This window comes from Comamonas sp. MYb396 (genome assembly GCF_037479555.1).
Taxonomy (GTDB): Bacteria; Pseudomonadota; Gammaproteobacteria; order Burkholderiales; family Burkholderiaceae_C; genus Comamonas.
In genome coordinates, this window is sequence record NZ_JBBGYU010000012.1 from 104,173 (window position 1) to 121,842 (window position 17,670).

18 protein-coding genes are annotated in these 17,670 nt (G+C 65.1%); 8 read left to right on the plus strand and 10 right to left on the minus strand.

Features of this window, described 5'->3' with window-relative positions; genetic code table 11:
• Positions 1–27: 27 nt before the first annotated feature.
• The 10 genes from rsmH to WH265_RS22845 all read right to left on the minus strand — a co-directional run bounded on the left by rsmH (position 28) and on the right by WH265_RS22845 (position 10,724).
• Positions 28–957, minus strand: a complete 930-nt coding sequence (gene rsmH / locus WH265_RS22800) for a 16S rRNA (cytosine(1402)-N(4))-methyltransferase RsmH (RefSeq protein ID WP_339519836.1) — start codon at positions 955–957, stop codon at positions 28–30.
• A 7-nt stretch (positions 958–964) separates the two neighbouring features.
• Positions 965–1,390, minus strand: coding sequence for a division/cell wall cluster transcriptional repressor MraZ (gene mraZ / locus WH265_RS22805; protein WP_021026157.1), 426 nt, complete (start codon positions 1,388–1,390; stop codon positions 965–967).
• 386 nt (positions 1,391–1,776) lie between these two features.
• Positions 1,777–3,093 (minus strand): ATP-dependent protease ATPase subunit HslU, encoded by a 1,317-nt coding sequence (hslU, locus tag WH265_RS22810; protein WP_339519703.1) that lies wholly within the window; start codon positions 3,091–3,093, stop codon positions 1,777–1,779.
• A gap of 95 nt (positions 3,094–3,188) precedes the next feature.
• Entirely contained in the window at positions 3,189–3,734 is a 546-nt protein-coding gene (gene hslV, locus WH265_RS22815; RefSeq protein WP_021026155.1) for an ATP-dependent protease subunit HslV, read from the minus strand.
• A 109-nt stretch (positions 3,735–3,843) separates the two neighbouring features.
• Entirely contained in the window at positions 3,844–5,520 is a 1,677-nt protein-coding gene (locus WH265_RS22820) for a hypothetical protein (RefSeq protein ID WP_021026154.1), read from the minus strand.
• Positions 5,521–5,562: 42 nt separating this feature from the next.
• The gene (gene dksA / locus WH265_RS22825; RefSeq protein ID WP_027010726.1) at positions 5,563–6,045 is read right to left on the minus strand and encodes an RNA polymerase-binding protein DksA; all 483 of its coding nucleotides are present in this window, start codon (positions 6,043–6,045) and stop codon (positions 5,563–5,565) included.
• A gap of 448 nt (positions 6,046–6,493) precedes the next feature.
• Positions 6,494–7,609: a CobW family GTP-binding protein gene (locus tag WH265_RS22830; protein WP_021026153.1), complete on the minus strand. Its 1,116-nt coding sequence runs from the start codon at positions 7,607–7,609 to the stop codon at positions 6,494–6,496.
• 321 nt (positions 7,610–7,930) lie between these two features.
• A complete protein-coding gene (locus WH265_RS22835) occupies positions 7,931–8,686 on the minus strand; it encodes an RNA pseudouridine synthase (RefSeq protein WP_021026152.1) in 756 nt (251 codons plus the stop codon).
• Between the two features lie 158 nt (positions 8,687–8,844).
• Positions 8,845–10,002, minus strand: a complete 1,158-nt coding sequence (locus tag WH265_RS22840) for a sensor histidine kinase (protein ID WP_239644922.1) — start codon at positions 10,000–10,002, stop codon at positions 8,845–8,847.
• Entirely contained in the window at positions 9,999–10,724 is a 726-nt protein-coding gene (locus WH265_RS22845) for a response regulator (RefSeq protein WP_027010725.1), read from the minus strand. The genes WH265_RS22840 and WH265_RS22845 overlap by 4 nt, the downstream gene beginning before the upstream one ends.
• Positions 10,725–11,029: 305 nt before the next feature.
• Here WH265_RS22845 and WH265_RS22850 point away from each other — a divergent pair, with 305 nt between their 5' ends.
• From WH265_RS22850 to WH265_RS22885, 8 genes are read left to right on the plus strand one after another with little or no spacing between them, the layout of a single operon-like run.
• Entirely contained in the window at positions 11,030–12,391 is a 1,362-nt protein-coding gene (locus tag WH265_RS22850) for a TolC family protein (RefSeq protein ID WP_339559754.1), read from the plus strand.
• Positions 12,388–13,533, plus strand: coding sequence for an ABC transporter permease (locus WH265_RS22855; protein ID WP_339559755.1), 1,146 nt, complete (start codon positions 12,388–12,390; stop codon positions 13,531–13,533). Before WH265_RS22850 ends, WH265_RS22855 begins: the two co-directional genes overlap by 4 nt.
• 11 nt (positions 13,534–13,544) lie before the next feature.
• On the plus strand, positions 13,545–14,273 hold the full coding sequence (locus tag WH265_RS22860) for an ABC transporter ATP-binding protein (RefSeq protein WP_021025291.1): 729 nt from the start codon (positions 13,545–13,547) through the stop codon (positions 14,271–14,273).
• Complete coding sequence (locus WH265_RS22865; protein WP_339559756.1) at positions 14,270–15,199, plus strand: HlyD family secretion protein; 930 nt, start codon at positions 14,270–14,272, stop codon at positions 15,197–15,199. The genes WH265_RS22860 and WH265_RS22865 overlap by 4 nt, the downstream gene beginning before the upstream one ends.
• Entirely contained in the window at positions 15,192–15,902 is a 711-nt protein-coding gene (locus WH265_RS22870; RefSeq protein WP_339559757.1) for an MtnX-like HAD-IB family phosphatase, read from the plus strand. The genes WH265_RS22865 and WH265_RS22870 overlap by 8 nt, the downstream gene beginning before the upstream one ends.
• Complete coding sequence (locus tag WH265_RS22875; RefSeq protein WP_339534067.1) at positions 15,899–16,834, plus strand: alpha/beta hydrolase; 936 nt, start codon at positions 15,899–15,901, stop codon at positions 16,832–16,834. Before WH265_RS22870 ends, WH265_RS22875 begins: the two co-directional genes overlap by 4 nt.
• Positions 16,824–17,198, plus strand: a complete 375-nt coding sequence (locus tag WH265_RS22880) for an EamA family transporter (RefSeq protein ID WP_339519690.1) — start codon at positions 16,824–16,826, stop codon at positions 17,196–17,198. Before WH265_RS22875 ends, WH265_RS22880 begins: the two co-directional genes overlap by 11 nt.
• A gap of 4 nt (positions 17,199–17,202) precedes the next feature.
• Positions 17,203–17,652: an EamA family transporter gene (locus WH265_RS22885; RefSeq protein WP_339519689.1), complete on the plus strand. Its 450-nt coding sequence runs from the start codon at positions 17,203–17,205 to the stop codon at positions 17,650–17,652.
• The last annotated feature ends 18 nt before the right edge of the window (positions 17,653–17,670 follow it).

Here is a 17,670-nt window from a genome sequence, read left to right on the forward strand (position 1 = left end):
TGCATGGTCCGGGCAGGCAGCGGTGCATCATGCCGCCACCTCGGTGCGTTCGGCCACCCGCATCACCGCACTGCGGGCGCGCGGGTTGGCCGAGACTTCTGCCTCACTGGGTTTGATGCGCTCGAGCGCCTTGAGCAGCATGGGCTTGGGCGCTGCAAAGGGTGCACGGCGGTCGAACACCTCTTTGGAATGCTTGGCGATGAACTGCTTGACGATGCGGTCTTCCAGCGAGTGGAAGCTGATCACCACCAGGCGGCCGCCGGGAGCGAGCACCCGCAGACTGGCCTCTAGCGCCTGTTCGAGCTCTTCGAGCTCGGCATTAATGAAAATCCGAAGAGCCTGGAATGTCCGCGTAGCTGGATTTTGCCCAGCCTCGCGGGTCTTGACTGCGCCAGCCACGAGCTCGGCCAGATCGGCAGTGGTGGCGACTGGCGAGCCAGCCTCCCGCCGCGCAACAATCGCCTTTGCAATGGGCCCAGCAAACCGTTCTTCACCGAAGTCACGAATCACCTCCGCTATTTGCTGTGTTTCCGCCTCTTGCAACCACTCGGCCACACTCTGGCCTCGGGTGGTGTCCATGCGCATGTCGAGCGGGCCATCGAAGCGGAAACTGAAGCCGCGCTCGGGACTGTCAATCTGCGGGGAGCTGACCCCCAGATCCAGCAGCACGCCGGCCACCGAAGCGGCAGGCAGCTGCGCCATGTGGCTGAAGCCCTCATGGCGAATGGCAAACCGGGCGTCGGCAATCTTGCCGGCCTCGGCAATCGCCTCCACGTCCTTGTCAAAAGCAATGAGCCGGCCCTGGGCCGGCAGCTTGGACAGCACCAGGCGGGAGTGCCCGCCTCTGCCGAAAGTCCCATCGACAAAGACCGGGTCCATCTCGACCCTGGCCTCCAACAAGGCGTCCACGGCCTCGTTCAGCAAGACGGTGGTGTGCAGGTAGTTCTTGGTTTCCACATGCACCTCAGAATGCAAAGTTATCCAGGGCGTCGGGCGGCAGATTCTGCAGGGCTTCGGCCTCCTGCTTCTCGTACGTCGCCTTGTCCCACAATTCAAAATGGCTGCCCATCCCCATCAGGATCGCGTCCTTGGTGATGTTGGCCGCAGCACGCAGCTCGGGGGACACCAGCACACGGCCGGTGCCATCCATCTCCACATCCATGGCGCTACCCAGAAAAATCCGCTTGAGCACCTGCTCGCCCATCTTGACCTGCGCCATGCGCGCGCTGAAAACCGCCCAGGCATCCTGCGGGAAGATCATCAGGCAACCATGGGGGTGGCGGGTAATGGTGAGCGTAGGTCCGGGCTTCGTCAGCGCGTCGCGATGCCGGGTCGGTATCGATAACCGACCTTTCGCATCAAGACTGAGTGAGGAAGCTCCTTGAAACACGGTGTGGACTCTGGTTGGGGTTTCGGAGGGAGTAAGTGCACTTTTTCCCACAAAACTGCACTTTTCCCCACTGTATCAGGAATTCCAGATCACGCCACACTTCAACACAATGATTTGCAATGAAAATACAAGTAAATCAATAACTTATAACGCACTTCGAGCAAAAACCGCTATGAAATTCTTCTTATTTGATAGGCACTTACAATCGCCTCTATATCCAGACTCTTAGCAAAATTGACGCCATCAGGGATTAGCATCTGATCGTCTTTTGTTACAAAACTAGATGTTCTCCTACAGGCCCAGATGCGGCGGCTGGCCGAAAAGCAAGTGCCCGCCAACATGGGCGGGCACGCGGTTCAGAATGCGCGCTGCCGCGCACCTTATGGCTAGAGGATATAACGCGATAAATCCTCGTTTTGGCTCAACGAGCCCAGGCGCTGGTCCACATAGGCGGCGTCAATCACCACCGTCTGTCCGCCCAGCTTGGCGGCCCCAAAGCTGATCTCCTCGAGCAGGCGTTCCATCACCGTCGCCAGGCGGCGCGCGCCGATGTTCTCGGTGCGCTCATTGACGTCAAAGGCGATGCGCGCCAGGCGCGTGATGCCATCGGCCTCAAACTGCAGCGTCACGCCTTCGGTGGCCAGCAGCGCTTCGTACTGCTTGATCAGCGATGCATGGGTCTGCGTCAGAATGGCCTCGAAATCCTGCACCGACAGCGAGCCGAGCTCGACGCGGATCGGAAAACGCCCTTGCAGCTCGGGGATCAGGTCGCTGGGCTTGGCCAGGTGAAAGGCGCCCGAGGCAATGAACAGGATGTGGTCGGTCTTCACAATGCCGTACTTGGTCGACACCGAAGTGCCTTCGACCAGGGGCAGCAGATCGCGCTGCACGCCCTGGCGCGAGACATCGCTGCCGCTGGTCTCCTGGCGCGTGGCGACCTTGTCGATCTCGTCGATGAAGACGATGCCGTTTTGCTCGAGGTTCTCGATGGCCCGGGATTTGACATCTTCCTCGTTCACCAGCTTGGCCGCCTCCTCATCGGTGATCAGCTGCAGCGCTTCGCTGATCTTGAGCTTGCGGACCTTGCGCTTTTCCTGGCCCATCTGGCTGAACATGCCGCGCAGCTGCTCGGCCATCTCTTCCATGCCCTGGGGGCCCATGATCTCGAGCTGGGGCTTGGCCTCGGCCACCTCGATGTCAATTTCCTTGTCATTGAGCTCACCCTGGCGCAGCTTCTTGCGGAACACCTGGCGCGTGCTGGTATCGGGTGCGGCTTCGCCGGTGCGGGCGGGTGGCAGCAGCGCGTCCAGAATGCGCTCTTCGGCGGCATCCTCGGCACGCACGCGCAGCTTCTTCACGTCCGAGGCGCGGGTCTGTTTGACGGCCACCTCGGCCAGATCGCGGATGATGGCATCCACATCCTTGCCCACATAGCCCACCTCGGTGAACTTGGTCGCCTCAACCTTGATGAAGGGCGCATCGGCCAGCTTGGCCAGGCGCCGGGCGATCTCGGTCTTGCCCACACCCGTGGGGCCAATCATCAGGATGTTCTTGGGCGTGATCTCCTGGCGCAGGCCGTCAGCAACCTGCTGGCGGCGCCAGCGGTTGCGCAGCGCGATAGCGACCGCGCGCTTGGCATTGGCCTGGCCAACGATATGGTTGTCGAGTTCGGAAACGATTTCCTGGGGTGTCATCGAGGACATAGTGCAAAAATCCGGTTGGCACCCGCCGGGCAACGGGTACAGCAGTCGATCAATGGGAGATGGGGCGGCAGGCGGCGCGCCAGCCTGCCAGACGCTCACAAGGTCTCAATCGTGTGGTGCATATTGGTGTAGATGCACAGCTCACCGGCGATGCCCAGCGATTTGCGCACCACCTCTTCGGCCGACAGCTCGGTGTTGTTCAACAGCGCCTTGGCGGCAGAATGCGCATAGGCGCCGCCCGATCCAATGGCCACAATGCCCTGCTCGGGCTCCAGCACATCGCCGTTGCCGGTGATGATCAGCGAGGCCGAATGGTCGGCCACCGCCAGCATGGCTTCGAGCCGGCGCAGCACCCGGTCGGTGCGCCAGTCCTTGGTCAGCTCGATCGCTGCGCGGGTCAGCTGGCCCTGGTGCTTGTCGAGCTTGGCCTCGAAGCGCTCAAACAAGGTGAAGGCATCGGCCGTGGCGCCGGCAAAGCCGGCCAGCACCTTGCCGCCATAGAGCTTGCGCACCTTGCGTGCAGTGCCCTTGACGACGATGTTGCCCAGGGTGACCTGGCCATCGCCGCCGATGGCGACCTGGATGCCTTGCGGCGTTTCGCGCCGCACGCTGAGAATGGTTGTGCCGTGATACTGTTCCATAGTCTTGCCTATATGGAGCCTGGCACGGGTTTTCCAAGGAGGGGGGCGGCGCAGCAGGCAGAAAAAAACGCACCCGCAGGTGCGTTGGTCGCCAGCTGCCGCTGACCGATCAGTTTTCCCGCTGGTTGACGATGGAGTGCTCGTTGATGCCGATCAGGTTGAAGAACACGGCATTCAAGCGGTGCAGGTTGCCAAAACGCACCAGCACGTTTTTCTGTTGGCATTCGGCCACCCAGTTGAGCACCGAGCCAGCCGCGACAAAATCGATGCGCATCAGGCGGTCGCAGCGCACCGTGAACGGCATGCCCGGCTCCACCATCGGCGTGAAGGTATCGAGCTGCTGGGAGACATCCCCTTCGACAATCCCCTCGAGCACGGCCTGCGGGCTGTCGGCGGCCACCGGCTTTCTCTCGGGCAGATCAAAGCCCAGCGACATATCGGGCGCAGCGGGGGCGCCAGAGCGCGCGCTGTCGCTGCTGGTCTCGGCCCGGGGCGCGACCCAGGATGGCGGCGAGACCTCGTAGGTGATGCAGTAATCGAGCGCAGCCGCTTCAAAATCCTGCTCCAGCTGCAGCAAACGCAAAAAGGCCATGCGCAGCGACCAGCGCTCCTGGGCCACGGCGTTGTCACCCACCGGCGTTTGCGCCTCGAGCACCGAGAGCAGATGGTCCGCCCCGACAAAGACCAGGCGCGCATCGGGCTGGTCTGCCCATACGCGGAACTGCGCCAGCAGCGCGGCAACCACCTCATCGCGCACCTCGGTCACGCGGGACCAGTTCAGCGTCCAGGGGGGTGCATAGCGTTTGAGGTTGCCTTGCAGGCCACTGAGCGCCGCGCTGCTGAGCACGGGCGGCGCCTGCCAGTTAAGCAGCCGCACCTCTTGCGCGGAGGTGTCGCCCGCCTGCAGCGCCTTGGCGCCCAGCTCTTGCGGCATCGAGAACCACACGGGCGCAGAGCGCCCATATTTGCTGGCAAATTCAATAGCGTGGAAATCAAACTTGGTCTGGTCACCGGTGGCGCGGTACAGGTCAAACAAGGTCAGCCAGATCGTCAGCTGCCCCATCAGATCGCCACGGCGCTGTTGCACCAGGGCCAGCAGCGAGGCCTCGGCCCCGGCTGCATCGCCGTTGGCAAACAACACCGCCGCTTCTTCCAGATCGGTATCGTGGATAAACCGGCCCGACTCGACCTGGGCATCAAAGGCAGCGGCAGGCAAGGTCGCCGGTGCCGCTGGCGGCGGCGCCACCGGTGCAGCGGCGGGTGCCACAGGCACAGCTTCGGCCACCAAGGGCGCCGCAGCAGATGCCACAGGCACCGGCGCACTGACCGGCGTGGCCTCGGCAGGGGCAGCAGCGGCAGGATCGGCCGCAGCCGCAGCGGCGTTGTCGCCGGACCACCACTGCTTGGACATCTGCCGCTCGATCTGGTTGATTTTCTCGATGGTGTGCGAAGGATGGGCATGCTTGCCCGCCGCAACAGCTGCGGCATCGGGCGCCACCCCGCCTTCGAGCATGGCCGCCGAGCTGGCAGCCCCATCAGCGCCAGCGCTGCTGGACTTGTTGGCTTCGCGCCGGATCTTGCGCAGCTGGTCGAACTCCAGCTTGCGCACAAAATCATTGCGGCGCTTGCGCTCCATGATTTCCTTGAGCGCCTGCTTGGAAAACTGCGCCTCAGGGTTCTCCGGCTCCGGCGTCTTGTCCAGCTCCGACCACTGCGTGGTCGGTTTGGTTACAAAGCGCACCACTTTGGACAACAAACCCTTGGTTGGCTTTTGAGCCTCACTCATGGTTACTCCCTCCCCTTGTGTGTCCGGTGCGCTGCCCCAGCCTCAATCACCAAACATTTTTTGTTTCAATTCACGGCGCTGCTGCGCTTCCAGCGACAAAGTGGCCGTAGGACGCGCCAGCAGACGGCCCACCCCGATGGGTTCGCCCGTCTCGTCGCAGTAGCCATAGTCGCCCGCATCGATGCGGCTGATCGACTGGTCGATCTTCTTCAAGAGCTTACGCTCACGGTCGCGCGTGCGCAAGACAAGCGCATGCTCTTCCTCAATGGTAGCGCGGTCTGCTGGATCGGGCACGACCACGGTGTCTTCACGCAGGTTTTCCGTCGTGGCATCGGCATTGAGGTGGATGCCGGTCTTCAGCTCCACCAGCTTCTTGCGAAAGAACGCCAGCTGGATGTCGTTCATGTATTCGCTCTCCGGCATCGACAGCACCTCATCGTCAGTGAGGGTGTCTACCGTCTTGGACTTCCAGGCATTGGCCAGCTTGGCGTCGCGTTTAGGGATGGTTTGCGTAGTGGTAGGCATAGTTCTCTCGACTGGCTAGCGCAGTTCTTACATGCGACGGATGTCCGTCTCGTTACAAAAGGTGCAAAGCCCGACAGGCTCCGCCCCCTGATCAACTTGCCCGCGTCCCACAGGGACCCAGGCACATCTATGAAGTCGGGCCGGTGCCCGCAACTCCGTCATCTTGCAGGCCAACCCGGCCAGCACCTGGCAGGGTAAAGCTCGCTTGCACAAGCCTCCTTCTCCTTCAGCGCCGTGCCCAACAGGCCATAGCCCCTTGTCACACCGCGCTCTCTCATCGAAATCTTCAGGACGAACCACGGAAACCGTATCTCGCCGCATGCCTGCTTTGCTGCATTTCGGGCCGCGATTGTATATGGCATCGCTGCACAGCAACAAGTGGATGCAGCCCGGATGCAACGGGGGGTTTCCCCGGGGTCTCATCCCCGGGCCGGCCCCTCGTGGGCAATCAGGCCTCCACCACGCACTGGTCCAGGCCCTGGCGCAGGATGTCCTGCGGCAAATCAATACCGATGAAGACCATCTTGCTCTGGCGGCGCTCGTCGGCAGCCCACTCGGGACCCAGATCGCTGCCCATCAGCTGGTGCACGCCCTGGAAAATCACCTTGCGGTCGGTGCCCTTCATCGCCAGAACGCCCTTGTAACGCAGCATGCGCGGACCATAAATGTTCACAATGGCGCCCAGGAAGTCTTCCAGCTTGGCCGGGTCAAAGGCCTTGTCCACGCGGTAGACAAAGCTTTTCACATCATCGTCATGGTGGTGGTGGTGCGGGTGGTTGCAGTGCTCGCCATGCACGTGGTCATGGTCATGGCCGCAGTTTTCATCGTGCACATGGCCATGGCTATCGCCATGGTCATGGTCGTGGCCGCAATGCTCGTCATGCACATGGCCGTGGTCGTGGCCTTCTTCCTTGAGGAAGTCCGGATCGATGTTGAGCGTGGCATTCAAGTTGAAACCACGCAGATCGAACACGTCCTTGAGCGGCACATCGCCAAAATGCACAGCGCGGATCGGTGCGCGCGGGTTCATGTGCTTGAGGCGGTGGACCAGCGCGTCCTTGTCGGCCTCCGTCACCAGGTCGGTCTTGGACAGGAAGATCTGGTCGGCAAAGCCCACCTGGCGGCGTGCTTCCTGGCGGGTGTCGAGCTGCTGGCCGGCATGCTTGGCGTCCACCAGGGTGATGATGGAGTCGATCAAATAGGTTTCGGCAATTTCTTCATCCATGAAGAAGGTCTGCGCCACCGGTCCGGGGTCGGCCAGGCCCGTGGTTTCGATCACGATGCGCTCGAAATCCACCAGTCCCTTGCGGCGCTTGGCCGCCAGCAGCTGCAGCGCTTCGCGCAGGTCCTCACGGATGGTGCAGCAGATGCAGCCATTGCTCATCTGCAGAATCTGTTCCTTCGATTCCGTCTTGAGGATGTCGGTATCGATGTTCTCTTCGCCGAACTCGTTCTCGATCACGGCAATCTTCATGCCGTGCGACTCATGCAGCACGCGCTTGAGCAGCGTGGTTTTGCCCGAGCCCAAGAAGCCCGTGAGGATGGTGACTGGAATGAGTGACATAGGACCCCTGATAGTTACACAAAAGGCAGCGTTCACAAGCCGCGCCACGCGCCAGGCTTGCCCGCCCACGGCCCAGCGCACAAGCTCAGGCCTTTGTATCAAACACCGTTATATGGGGCCATGCCAGGCAATATCAAGACAGCCACAGGTAATTTCTGTGGCGATGCCGACAGCGGGCTATTGTGGCATGTTTTGCAGGCAGCACATTCAACGGAACAAGCGGCGGATATTTCAATGCCAGTCAAAAAAGCTTGCTATCAAATCAATAACAAATGGCGGTCTGGTTTTTTCGAGCAGGCACCGTGGGTGCCCCCGAGCGCGTCAGAACCGCTCGTAGCCCTGCAGGTAGCGCCACTGCCCCTGGGGCAGCTTGCTCAGCGAAATCCGGCCGATGCGCAAACGCTTGAGCGACAGCAGCTCCAGCCCCAGCGCGGCACAAATGGCGGGCAGCCATTCGGGCGCGACCCGCTTGAGCGCAAACCGCAGATGGGTCTCGTTCTGCCAGCTGGCCTTGAGGGGCGGCAGGCGCTCGCCATCCACATACAGCCCCTGGGCCAGCAAGGCCAGGCCATCGTCGACGATCTGCCCCTGCACCTCGACCAGGCATTCCTGCTCCAGCAAATCCGCCTCTTCGGCCAGGTGGCGGATGATGCGCGGGTCCTGGCTGTAGACCACCAGGCCGCTGGCAGCGCGCGGGATCGGCAGCAAAAACTGCTGGTGGCGAAAATGGCGCGCCACGGGCCGGGCAGGCTGGGGGGTATCGACATCGGCCAGGTTGTCGGGCGTCAGCAAATCCAGCGCACTGAGGCCCGGGCGCCCGGGCTCGAGCGCGCGCAGGCTGTAGCCCGCAGGCTTGTGCAGCAGCAAGGTGACCGGTTGGATCGGGCGCAGATCGGCGCCGCGCTGCAGCAGCACGGTCTGGCTGGGCAGCACACGGGCGCCGGGGGTGTCCTGGATCTGGCCATCCACCGAGACAAAGCCGGCATCGATGTAGTGCTCAGCCTCGGCGCGCGAGCAACCGATGTCGCTGGCCAGGCGTTTGGACAGGCGAATGGCTTGGGGGTCTTGGGCTTGCATGGCAGCAACTCTGCGGCTTGGCGCAACAACGCACCATCCGCTCCTTAAAAAATAGCAAAAACTCTGCAATCACAGAGCGTAAACGCCATTTTAATCGCCGGCCATCGCTTGCGCCCGCTGCCTGCTGTGTGGCCTTGCCTTTGACCGGGTGGAGGGCTTCAGGCCGGCGCAAAACGCAGGCGAAACCGCGCGCCGCCCCGCGGCGAACTCTCGGCATGCGCCACCCCGCCTTGCAACTCGGTCAGCGCCTGCACAATGGACAGCCCCAGGCCCGAGCCTTCCCGCTTGCGCCGGCCCGGGGCCATTGCAAAGCGGCGGAAGGGGTGGGCGCGCAGCTCCTGCGGCAGGCCCGGCCCGGCATCGCTGACCAGCAGCTCGATCCAGATATGCCCTTGCGCATCGCGCAGGTTGCGCACCTCCACCTCCAGCCAATGCCCGCTGGCCGCGTGGCGCACGGCATTGCCGACCAGGTTGGCAATGATCTGGCGCATGCGCAATGGGTCGGCGCGGATCGTGCTGAGCGCATCGTCCTGGGGCAGCAGCAGCGACAGCGCCATCTCGGCCTGCTGCAGCTGGGGCTGCAGCTCCTGCAGGCTCGCGCGTACCAGCGCGCCCAGGCTCAGCCGCTCCCTGCGCAGCGACATCTCTCCCGCCTCGGCCATCGCCAGCGTATGCAGGTCGTCAATCAGGCGGCCCAGGTGCTCGGTCTGCGCCAGCAGCAGCCGAAACTCCAGCTCGCTGGGCGCAATGACGCCATCGCAGAGCGCATGCAAATGGGTCTTGAGCACCGACAAGGGCGTGCGCAGCTCATGCGAGATGGAGGCGGCCGACGCCTGGCGCTCAGCCTTGAGCTTTTGCAGCGCATCGAGCATCGCGTTGAAGGTGTGCACCACCTCCTTCAGCTCGCCATGCGCGCCCTCTTCGACCACCCGCGTCGAGCTGAAATCCCCATGCGCCACCCGCTGCGCCACCTCCACCATCGAGGCCAGCGGCCGGGTGATATAGCGCGAGACGAAAAAGCCCATGGCCAGGCCAAATGGCAGGCAGATCAGCAGCGCAATGACCGCCGAGACCTGTTCGCCAAAAAACACCTCGCCGCGCCAGTACTCGCCATAGATCTGCATCGCGCGCGGGCTGCTCTCCATGTTCCGCTCGACCAGATCGTCCAGCTCCACGCGCACGGTCTCGGGCAGGCTTTTGTAGAACTGGTTGTACTCCAACGCATCGAACGCCCAGGCGCAGGCGCTGAGCAGGGCAATGGAGGTGAGCAGGGTGGCGGCAATCCACAGGCCAAAGCGCACCCAGATGCGGTTCAATCCCCGGGCCATAGGCGGTACCCAATGCTGCGGACAGTCTCGATCAGCTCATCTTGCCCAGCCAGCTGCAATTTGCGGCGCAGCTTGGACAGGTGCGAGTCGATCACCCGCTCGAGCGCGTCACTCTCGGGCAGGCAATGCTCGATCAGTTGCGCGCGCGAGAAACAGCGCCGTGGCTGCGAAGCCAGCAGGGCCAGCAGGCGAAACTCGGTCAGCGTCAATGGCAGCGGCGTGGCCTGGCCCTGCGTGTCATAGACCCGGGCACTGTGTTCGGCGGAGTTGATCTCCAGCGCCCCCACCCGGATCGGCGCCAGCGGCGCAGAGGCGGCCTTGGGCTGGCTGCGGCGCAGCACGGCGCGCACCCGCGCCACCACCTCCGCAGGATTGAAGGGCTTGACCACATAGTCATCGGCCCCCAGGCGCAAAGCCACCAGCTTGTCCACATCGTCGGCGAGCGCCGTCACCATGATCACCGGGGTCTGGCCCTGGTCGCGGATAAAGCGCAGCACATCGACCCCGTCCATGCCGGGCAGGTGGATGTCGAGCAGCACCAGGTCGGGCGCATGCTGGCGAAACAGCTGCACCGCCTGTTCACCATCGCGCGCATGCAGGCTGCGCAGGCCATCGCGCTCCAGGTAGGCCAGCAAAATCGTGGCGATTCCCGGCTCATCCTCCACGACGAGCACCAGCGGAGCCGCCACCGTTGGGGTGGGTAGTTTCATCGCGGACTGCTTCCAAAAATAAGGGCATGCGGTGCAGCCTCCAAGGCGCGCACACGCTGTTGAAACAAGCCATTATGACCGTGCCGCCGCCCCCTGACACCCCCTTTTGCGCCTCCATGTTTCCTCCATCAATTGTGCAAGCTTGCGCAAGTTTTACAGGGTTGAATCCAACGCATACCGGCCCCGCATCTGCGGCTTGGGCCGCTGCGGCCCCTGCGGGCCATGAACCGATTGCCTTGCACGTGAAACCCCTGTTCTGCAAAACACTGCTGATGCTTGCGCCTGCGGCTTTGCTGGCTGGCTGCATGACACCGCCCCAGCCCCCGCTGGACCAGGACACCCCTGCGCAGTGGCGCCAGGTCGGCAAGGCACAGGCGAATGCGCGCGCCGTCCAGGCGGCCGATTTGGCCAGCTGGTGGACGCTGCTGGCCGATCCCGCGCTCAACACGCTGGTGGAGCAGGCACTTGCCCAGAACCTGGATCTGGCCCAGGCACGGGGCAGGCTCCAGGCGCAGCGCATTTTGCTGGGCACGGCCACGGCCGCCTACAAGCCGGAAATCACCGCTGGCGTGCGCACCTTGCAGGATGTGGCCGCGCTCGACTCCTACTTCCACGCCAGCCTGGACATGGGCTGGAACCTGGGTCTCTTTGGCGCCCAGGAATCGAGCGCGCTCGACGGCCAGGCGCAGCTGCTCGATGCCCAGGCGCAGCTGCAGGCCGCCAGGGTCCAGTTGATCGCCCATGTGGTGCAGCGCTATCTGGACATTTGCGTCGCGCAACAGCAACGCTTTGGGCTGGACCAGCAGCTGCAGCTCGATGCGCGCAGGCTGCAGCTGCAGCAGCTGCGGGTGCAGCAACGCTTGGGCAGCGCAGAGCAGGTGCAGCAAGCCCATCTGGAGCTCAACCGCAGCCGCGCCCAGGAGGCCGAGCTGCTGCAGCACCAGGCACGCGCCGCGCATGCGCTGGCCGCACTGCTGGGCCGCAGCGAGCCCGAGGCCGCCTGGCTGGCCGCCTCCAGCGCCCCGCATATCCCCAGCGCCAGCGCACTGAGCCTGCAAGTACTGCCCGCCGAGCTGCTGCGCAGCCGCCCGGCCATCCTGGCGGCCGAGGCCGCGGTGCAGCGCGCTGCAGCCGCCGCGGGCCTGTCGAACGCGGCGCTCTACCCGCGCTTTGCGCTGGGCGGCTCGCTGCTCTATTCGTTCAACCTGACGCAGAACCGCCGCTCCAGCTCCGACCATGTGCCCTCGCTGGGCCCGGTGATCGACATTCCGCTGTTCGACTGGGGCCGCCGGCGCGCGCAGGCCGATGCCGACGAACTGCAGATGAACAATGCCGTCAAGGCCTACCGGCAAAGCGTGCTTGACGGCATTGCCGATGTCGAGACCGCGCTGGCCGGCCTGGGCGCCCAGCAACAGCGCTGGCAATCGCTCGATGCCCAAACGCCGCTGCTGCGCAGCCGCGCCCAACAGCTGCAGCGCCGCCAGCAGCTGGGCCTGGCCAGCGAGCTCGACACGCTGGAGCCCCGCCGCCAGCTGCTGCTGCACGAAAGCCAGCAAAGCGTGGCGCAAGCCGCACAGACACTGGCCTGGGTGGCACTGTTCCAGGCGCTGGGCGGCGCCCCGCTGCCGCCGCAATCGCCGCCCACCACCCCGGGGGCCACGCCATGATTGCGCTGGCACGCAAAACCCTGGTCTACGAATGGCGCCGCTTTGTGCCCTCGGTCTTCGCGGTGGGCTTTGCCGGTGTGCTGCTGGTGATGCAGGCCGCACTGGTGCTGGGCATTTTCAGCTCGGCCGCCATCTACATCACCGCCAGCTCGGCCGACCTCTGGGTGGGCTACCCCGGCACGCAGAGCGTGAACTTTGGCCGCAACATCGGCCCCGATGTGGAAATGCGCCTGCGCATGGATCCGGACATCCGTGCCGTCGAGCCCTATGTCTGGGTCGATGGCGACTGGCGCTCCAGCCAGGGCGCGGCCCAGGCCGCCGGTGCGGTGTCGGTCTACCTGTCGGGCATTTCCACTGCCGGCACGGCCATGGTGTTCGACCGGGTCATTGCCCCCTGGCAGCGCAAGCTGCTGCGCGAGCCCGGCGCCGTCATCGTCGACCGCGCCGATCTGGACAGCCTGGCCACCCGGGAAGGCGGCACCGCCTGGATCAACAACCACCGCGTGCGCGTGGTGGCCGCCGTCGACGGCTTGCGCGGCCTGGGCGGCGTCAACGTGCTGGCCTCGCTGGAGAGCGCACACCAGATCGCTGGCAGCTCGCCCAGCCAGGGCAGCACCTACTTGCTGGCCCGGGTGCGCAAGGGCGCCGACCGCCATGCCGTGCAACGGCGCCTGGGCAGCGAAGCGCGCAGCTTTGGCCCGCACGAGGTCTGGACCGCCGACAGCTTTGCGCACCGCTCCCAGCGCTACTGGATGCTCGATACCGGCGCGGGCGCTGGCGTGCTGTTCATGGCCATCGTGGTGTGCCTGGTCGGCGCGGTCGTCACCAGCCAGTCGCTCAAGAGCGTGGTGGCGGGCTCGGTGCGCGAATACGCGGTGCTCAACGCGCTGGGCGTCAGCCGCGCGGCGCTGGGCCGGGTGGTGGTGGAGCAGGCCTGCTGGATCGGCGCTGCCGGCCTGCTGCTCACCAGCATCGCCAGCGTGGCCCTGGTCTCGCTCGCCCAGGTCTACCGGGTGCCCGTTGCGCTCAACCTGCAAGCCGCGCTGGCCTGCGCCGCCCTGGTGGCCACCTTGGCGCTGCTGTCCGGCCTGGGCGCGATGCGCGTGCTGCTGCGCACCGACCCGGCCACCTTGCTGCGCTGAAGGACATCGCCATGCCCACCACCACCCCTCCAACACCCAGCCTGCAGGCCGTCGGATTGCGCAAGACCTATGTCTCGGGCGCCATCCGCATCCAGGTCCTGCAAGATCTGTCGGTCGATTTGTACGCCGGCGAGCTGACCCTGATCTCCGGCCCCTCGGGCTGCGGCAAAAGCACCTTGCTGTCGCTGATGTCGGGCCTGCTCACCCCCGATGACGGCCAGACCTTTGCACTCGGCCAGAACCTGACGACCATGCCCGCCCGCGAGATGGAGCGCTTTCGGCTGCTGCATACCGGCTTTGTGTTCCAGGGCTTCAACCTGTTCCCGGCGCTGACGGCGCTCGAGCAGGTGCAGCTGCCGCTGGGCTACCTGGGCATACGGCGCGCCGAGACCTTGAAGCGCGCCCAGGATGCGCTCGACGAAGTCGGCCTGTCCCACCGCGCGCACATGCGCCCGGCCGAGCTGTCAGGCGGCGAAAAGCAGCGCGTGGCCATTGCCCGCGCGCTGGCCAAGGCCCCCCAGCTGCTGTTTGCCGATGAGCCCACCAGCGCGCTGGATGCCGAAAGCGGACAACGGGTGATCGACATCCTGCACCGCGTCGCGCGCAGCCATGGCACCACGGTGCTGTGCGTGAGCCACGACCCGCGCCTGGTGGGGCATGCCGACCGCGTACTGAATATGGAAGACGGCGCCGTCTACAGCGACCGGCGCCAAAACACCCTGATGGAGAACCCCGCGTGACCAAGATCCCCGCAACCCCCTGGCCCTTGCCGCATGCCTGGCAGGTGCTGGGTCTGCTCTGCCTGGCAGCAGGCGGGCTCGCAGGCTGCACACCGGCAGCGGACAGCCCCCCCGCCCCCAGCACCAGCCAGCAGCACCAAAGCCCGGTGGCCGTGGCCCGGGGCAAGATCGAAGTCGATGGCGGTCTGCTGGAGCTGGCCACCGCCGTCGATGGCACCGTGCAGCAGATCGCCGTGCGCGAAGGCCAGCAGGTGCAGGCCGGCCAGCTGCTGCTCAAGGTCCATGACGAGGACCTGCGCGCCGAGCTGGCCGTGGCCCAGTCCTCCTACCGGCTGGCCCAGGCCAAGCACAAGGCCCTGGCCGCCAAGCTGCCGCTGCTGCAGACCCAGCTCAAGCGCCTGCAGGCTGCCGCCCGCGATGGCGCTGCCGATCTGCAGGAAGTGGACAACGCCCAGGCCGCGCTGCGCAATGCGCAGTCCGAGACCGAGGTGGCACAGGCCGAGGTGCAGCTGACGCAGACCAAGACCCAGCAGCTGCGTGAGCGCCAGCGCCTCTATGCGCTGCATGCGCCGGAAGCGGCCACCGTGGTGCATCTGCGCGCCCAGGTCGGCAGCCAGGTACACACCAGCCAGGCGGCGGTGCGTCTGCTGCCGCTGCGCCCGCTGCGCATCCGCGCCGAGCTCAACGAGAGCTTTGCCGGCACGGTGCAAAAGGGCATGCGCGCCAGTGTGGTGCTGGACAACGACAGCGCCACCGCGCTGCCCGAGGCCCGGGTGCTGCGCATCAACCCCATGTACGGGCCGTCGACCTTGCAGGACGACGCCCAGCGCGGCCCGCTGCGCGTGGTCGAGTGCGTGCTTGAATTCGAGACCGCCCCCATCCATGTGCGCGTGGGCCAGAACGTGAGAGTGAGCTTCCATGAATAAATACATGCTTGCACAGGCGCCCGCTTGCCACAACACCACGGGCTGGATGGTCCAGTCCGACTTTGACGGCACGATCAGCCTGGTCGATGTCACCGACAGCCTGCTGCAGCGCTTTGGCCGGCCCGGCTGGACTGACCTGGAAGAAGCCTGGGAGCGCGGCGAGATCGGCTCGCGCGCCTGCATGCAAGGCCAGGTCGCGCTGCTGGACATGAGCCAGCAGGAGCTGGACGCGCACCTGGACAGCATTGCGATCGACCCCGGCTTCCCCGGCTTTGTACAGGCGGCGCAGGCGCTGGGCCTGCGCGTGCAGGTGGTCAGCGACGGCATCGACTACGCCATCGAACATGTGCTGGCACGCCACGGCCTGGGCCATCTGGAGGTGATCGCCAACCGCCTGGTACAGCAGGACACACGCCGCTGGTCGCTGGAATCCCCCTGGGCCAGCCCGCACTGCAAGCGTGCCAGTGGCAACTGCAAATGCGAGCGCCTGGCCACGCAGAAAACGCTGGCCGGCCGGGTTCTGTATGTGGGCGACAGCAGCTCGGACTTCTGCGTCTCGCACGAGGCCGACTATGTGCTGGCCAAGTACCGGCTGATCGGTCACTGCGAGCGCCATGGCATCGCCCATGCCCCGTTCCAGGGTTTCAGCGATGCCACGCCCTGGCTCCTGCAGTTCATGCAGCAGCAGGAGGCCCTCGCATGAAGGCCAATGACGCACTCGCCCGCCATCTGGCAGGCCAACCCCAGGAAAGAGCGGCAGAAGCGGCCTTGCAGACGCTGTGCCTGACGCCCCATGAATTCGTCATGCCCGGCTCCGGCGCTGCCGCGCGCACCGGCGTGCTGCTGGTGCATGGCCTGACCGGCACCCCCGCCGAGATGCGCCTGCTGGCCAAGGGCCTCAACCGCGAAGGCTTTACCGTCTATGCGGTGCAACTGGCGGGCCACTGCGGCAGCATGCAGGACCTGGTGCAGACGCGCTGGACCGACTGGCTCGCCAGCGTGCAATCGGCGCTGCTGCGCTTTGCCCCCCATGTCGACCGCGTGGTGGTCGGCGGCCTGTCGATGGGCGCCTTGCTGTCGCTGGCGGTGGCCACCTCGCACCCGCGCCAGGTGGCGGGCGTGGCGGCGCTGTCCACCACGTTCCGCTATGACGGCTGGAGCATTCCCAGCTACACCAAGCTGGCCTTTTTGCTGCCGCTGTTCCGCCTGCTGGGCATTGGCCGCCACAGCGTGTTCATGGAAGCACCGCCCTACGGCATCAAGGACGAGGCCTTGCGCGCCAGGGTGGTCGCGCAAATGCATGGCGGCGACAGCGCTGCAGCGGGACTGCCCGGCAATCCCTGGTGGTCCATCATCGAGCTGCGCCGGCTCTCGGCCCATGTCCGCAGCCATCTGCGGGATTTGCGCGCGCCATGCCTGGCCATCCATGCCAAGGAAGACGACATCTCCCACCGCTCCAATGCCGAGGACATCGCCGCTGGCGCCGTCCATGCGCAGGTCGAGGTCGTGCTGCTCGACAACTGCTACCACATGATCACCATCGACCGCGAGCGCCGCACGGTGATCGCCAAGGTGCATGACTTTGTGGCCCGCCTTGGTGGCATACCAACACAGGCCGCCTCCCATGGGCACTGAGATCACCCCCCTGGTCATCAGCCTGTGGCTGATCAATGTGCTGGTCGACAGCGGCGGGCAGCTGGCTTTCAAGGCCGCTGCCAGCCAGACCCCGGGCACGGCGACCGGCATGGCGCACTGGCGCTTCATGCTCGCGCGCCCCTGGATCTGGATCGGCGGCGCCTGCTATGTGATCGAGTTTGTCGCCTGGCTGGCCTTTTTGTCGCTGGTGCCCCTGTCCGATGGCGTGCTGCTGGGCAGCATCAACATCGTGGCCATCATGGTGGCCGGGCGCATTCTGTTCAAGGAAAAGCTCGCCCCGATGCGGGTCGCAGGCATCGTGCTCGTCTCCATTGGCGTGGCCGTCGTGGGTCTCAAGGGGTGATGGCATGAAACGCTTTTACCTGGTCGGCTTTATGGTGCTGATGGCCTTCGACACCCTGGCCCAGCTGAGCTTCAAGAAGGCCGGCGACGCCGCACTGCCGCTGGAGTTCAGCCCGTCCTGGCTCTGGCGCGTGTTTGCCCAGCCCTGGATCTACGGCGCCTTGATCGGCTACATCGGCGCCTTTTTCACCTGGATGCATCTGCTGCGGCGCGCGCCCGTGGGCCCGGCGTTTGCCGCCTCGCACCTGGAGATCATCTCGGTGCTGCTGCTGTCGCACTACCTGTTCCAGGAGAGCATCGGCCTGCCCCAGATTCTGGGCTGCGGGTTCATCATCGCCGGCATTGCCTGCCTGGCGGTGAGCGAAGCCCAGGACCATGGCGCCGCCGAGCCGGCAGAGAAGTTGGCACAGGGCCCGGCGGACGGCGCAGCAGGCGCCAGCGCGGCCGCCCGCTGATGGCAGGCAACTGCCAGG

What these genes read in the sequence shown, in the direction of transcription:
- hslV (WP_021026155.1), bottom strand. Translation starts at nt 3,734, where the DNA reads ATGGAACAGTATCACGGCACAACCATTCTCAGCGTGCGGCGCGAAACG.
- WH265_RS22855 (WP_339559755.1), top strand. Translation starts at nt 12,388, where the DNA reads ATGATTGCGCTGGCACGCAAAACCCTGGTCTACGAATGGCGCCGCTTT.
- WH265_RS22875 (WP_339534067.1), top strand. Translation starts at nt 15,899, where the DNA reads ATGAAGGCCAATGACGCACTCGCCCGCCATCTGGCAGGCCAACCCCAG.
- WH265_RS22845 (WP_027010725.1), bottom strand. Translation starts at nt 10,724, where the DNA reads ATGAAACTACCCACCCCAACGGTGGCGGCTCCGCTGGTGCTCGTCGTG.
- WH265_RS22820 (WP_021026154.1), bottom strand. Translation starts at nt 5,520, where the DNA reads ATGAGTGAGGCTCAAAAGCCAACCAAGGGTTTGTTGTCCAAAGTGGTG.
- dksA (WP_027010726.1), bottom strand. Translation starts at nt 6,045, where the DNA reads ATGCCTACCACTACGCAAACCATCCCTAAACGCGACGCCAAGCTGGCC.
- WH265_RS22850 (WP_339559754.1), top strand. Translation starts at nt 11,030, where the DNA reads ATGACACCGCCCCAGCCCCCGCTGGACCAGGACACCCCTGCGCAGTGG.
- WH265_RS22860 (WP_021025291.1), top strand. Translation starts at nt 13,545, where the DNA reads ATGCCCACCACCACCCCTCCAACACCCAGCCTGCAGGCCGTCGGATTG.
- WH265_RS22835 (WP_021026152.1), bottom strand. Translation starts at nt 8,686, where the DNA reads ATGCAAGCCCAAGACCCCCAAGCCATTCGCCTGTCCAAACGCCTGGCC.
- WH265_RS22870 (WP_339559757.1), top strand. Translation starts at nt 15,192, where the DNA reads ATGAATAAATACATGCTTGCACAGGCGCCCGCTTGCCACAACACCACG.
- WH265_RS22880 (WP_339519690.1), top strand. Translation starts at nt 16,824, where the DNA reads ATGGGCACTGAGATCACCCCCCTGGTCATCAGCCTGTGGCTGATCAAT.
- hslU (WP_339519703.1), bottom strand. Translation starts at nt 3,093, where the DNA reads ATGTCCTCGATGACACCCCAGGAAATCGTTTCCGAACTCGACAACCAT.
- WH265_RS22885 (WP_339519689.1), top strand. Translation starts at nt 17,203, where the DNA reads ATGAAACGCTTTTACCTGGTCGGCTTTATGGTGCTGATGGCCTTCGAC.
- WH265_RS22830 (WP_021026153.1), bottom strand. Translation starts at nt 7,609, where the DNA reads ATGTCACTCATTCCAGTCACCATCCTCACGGGCTTCTTGGGCTCGGGC.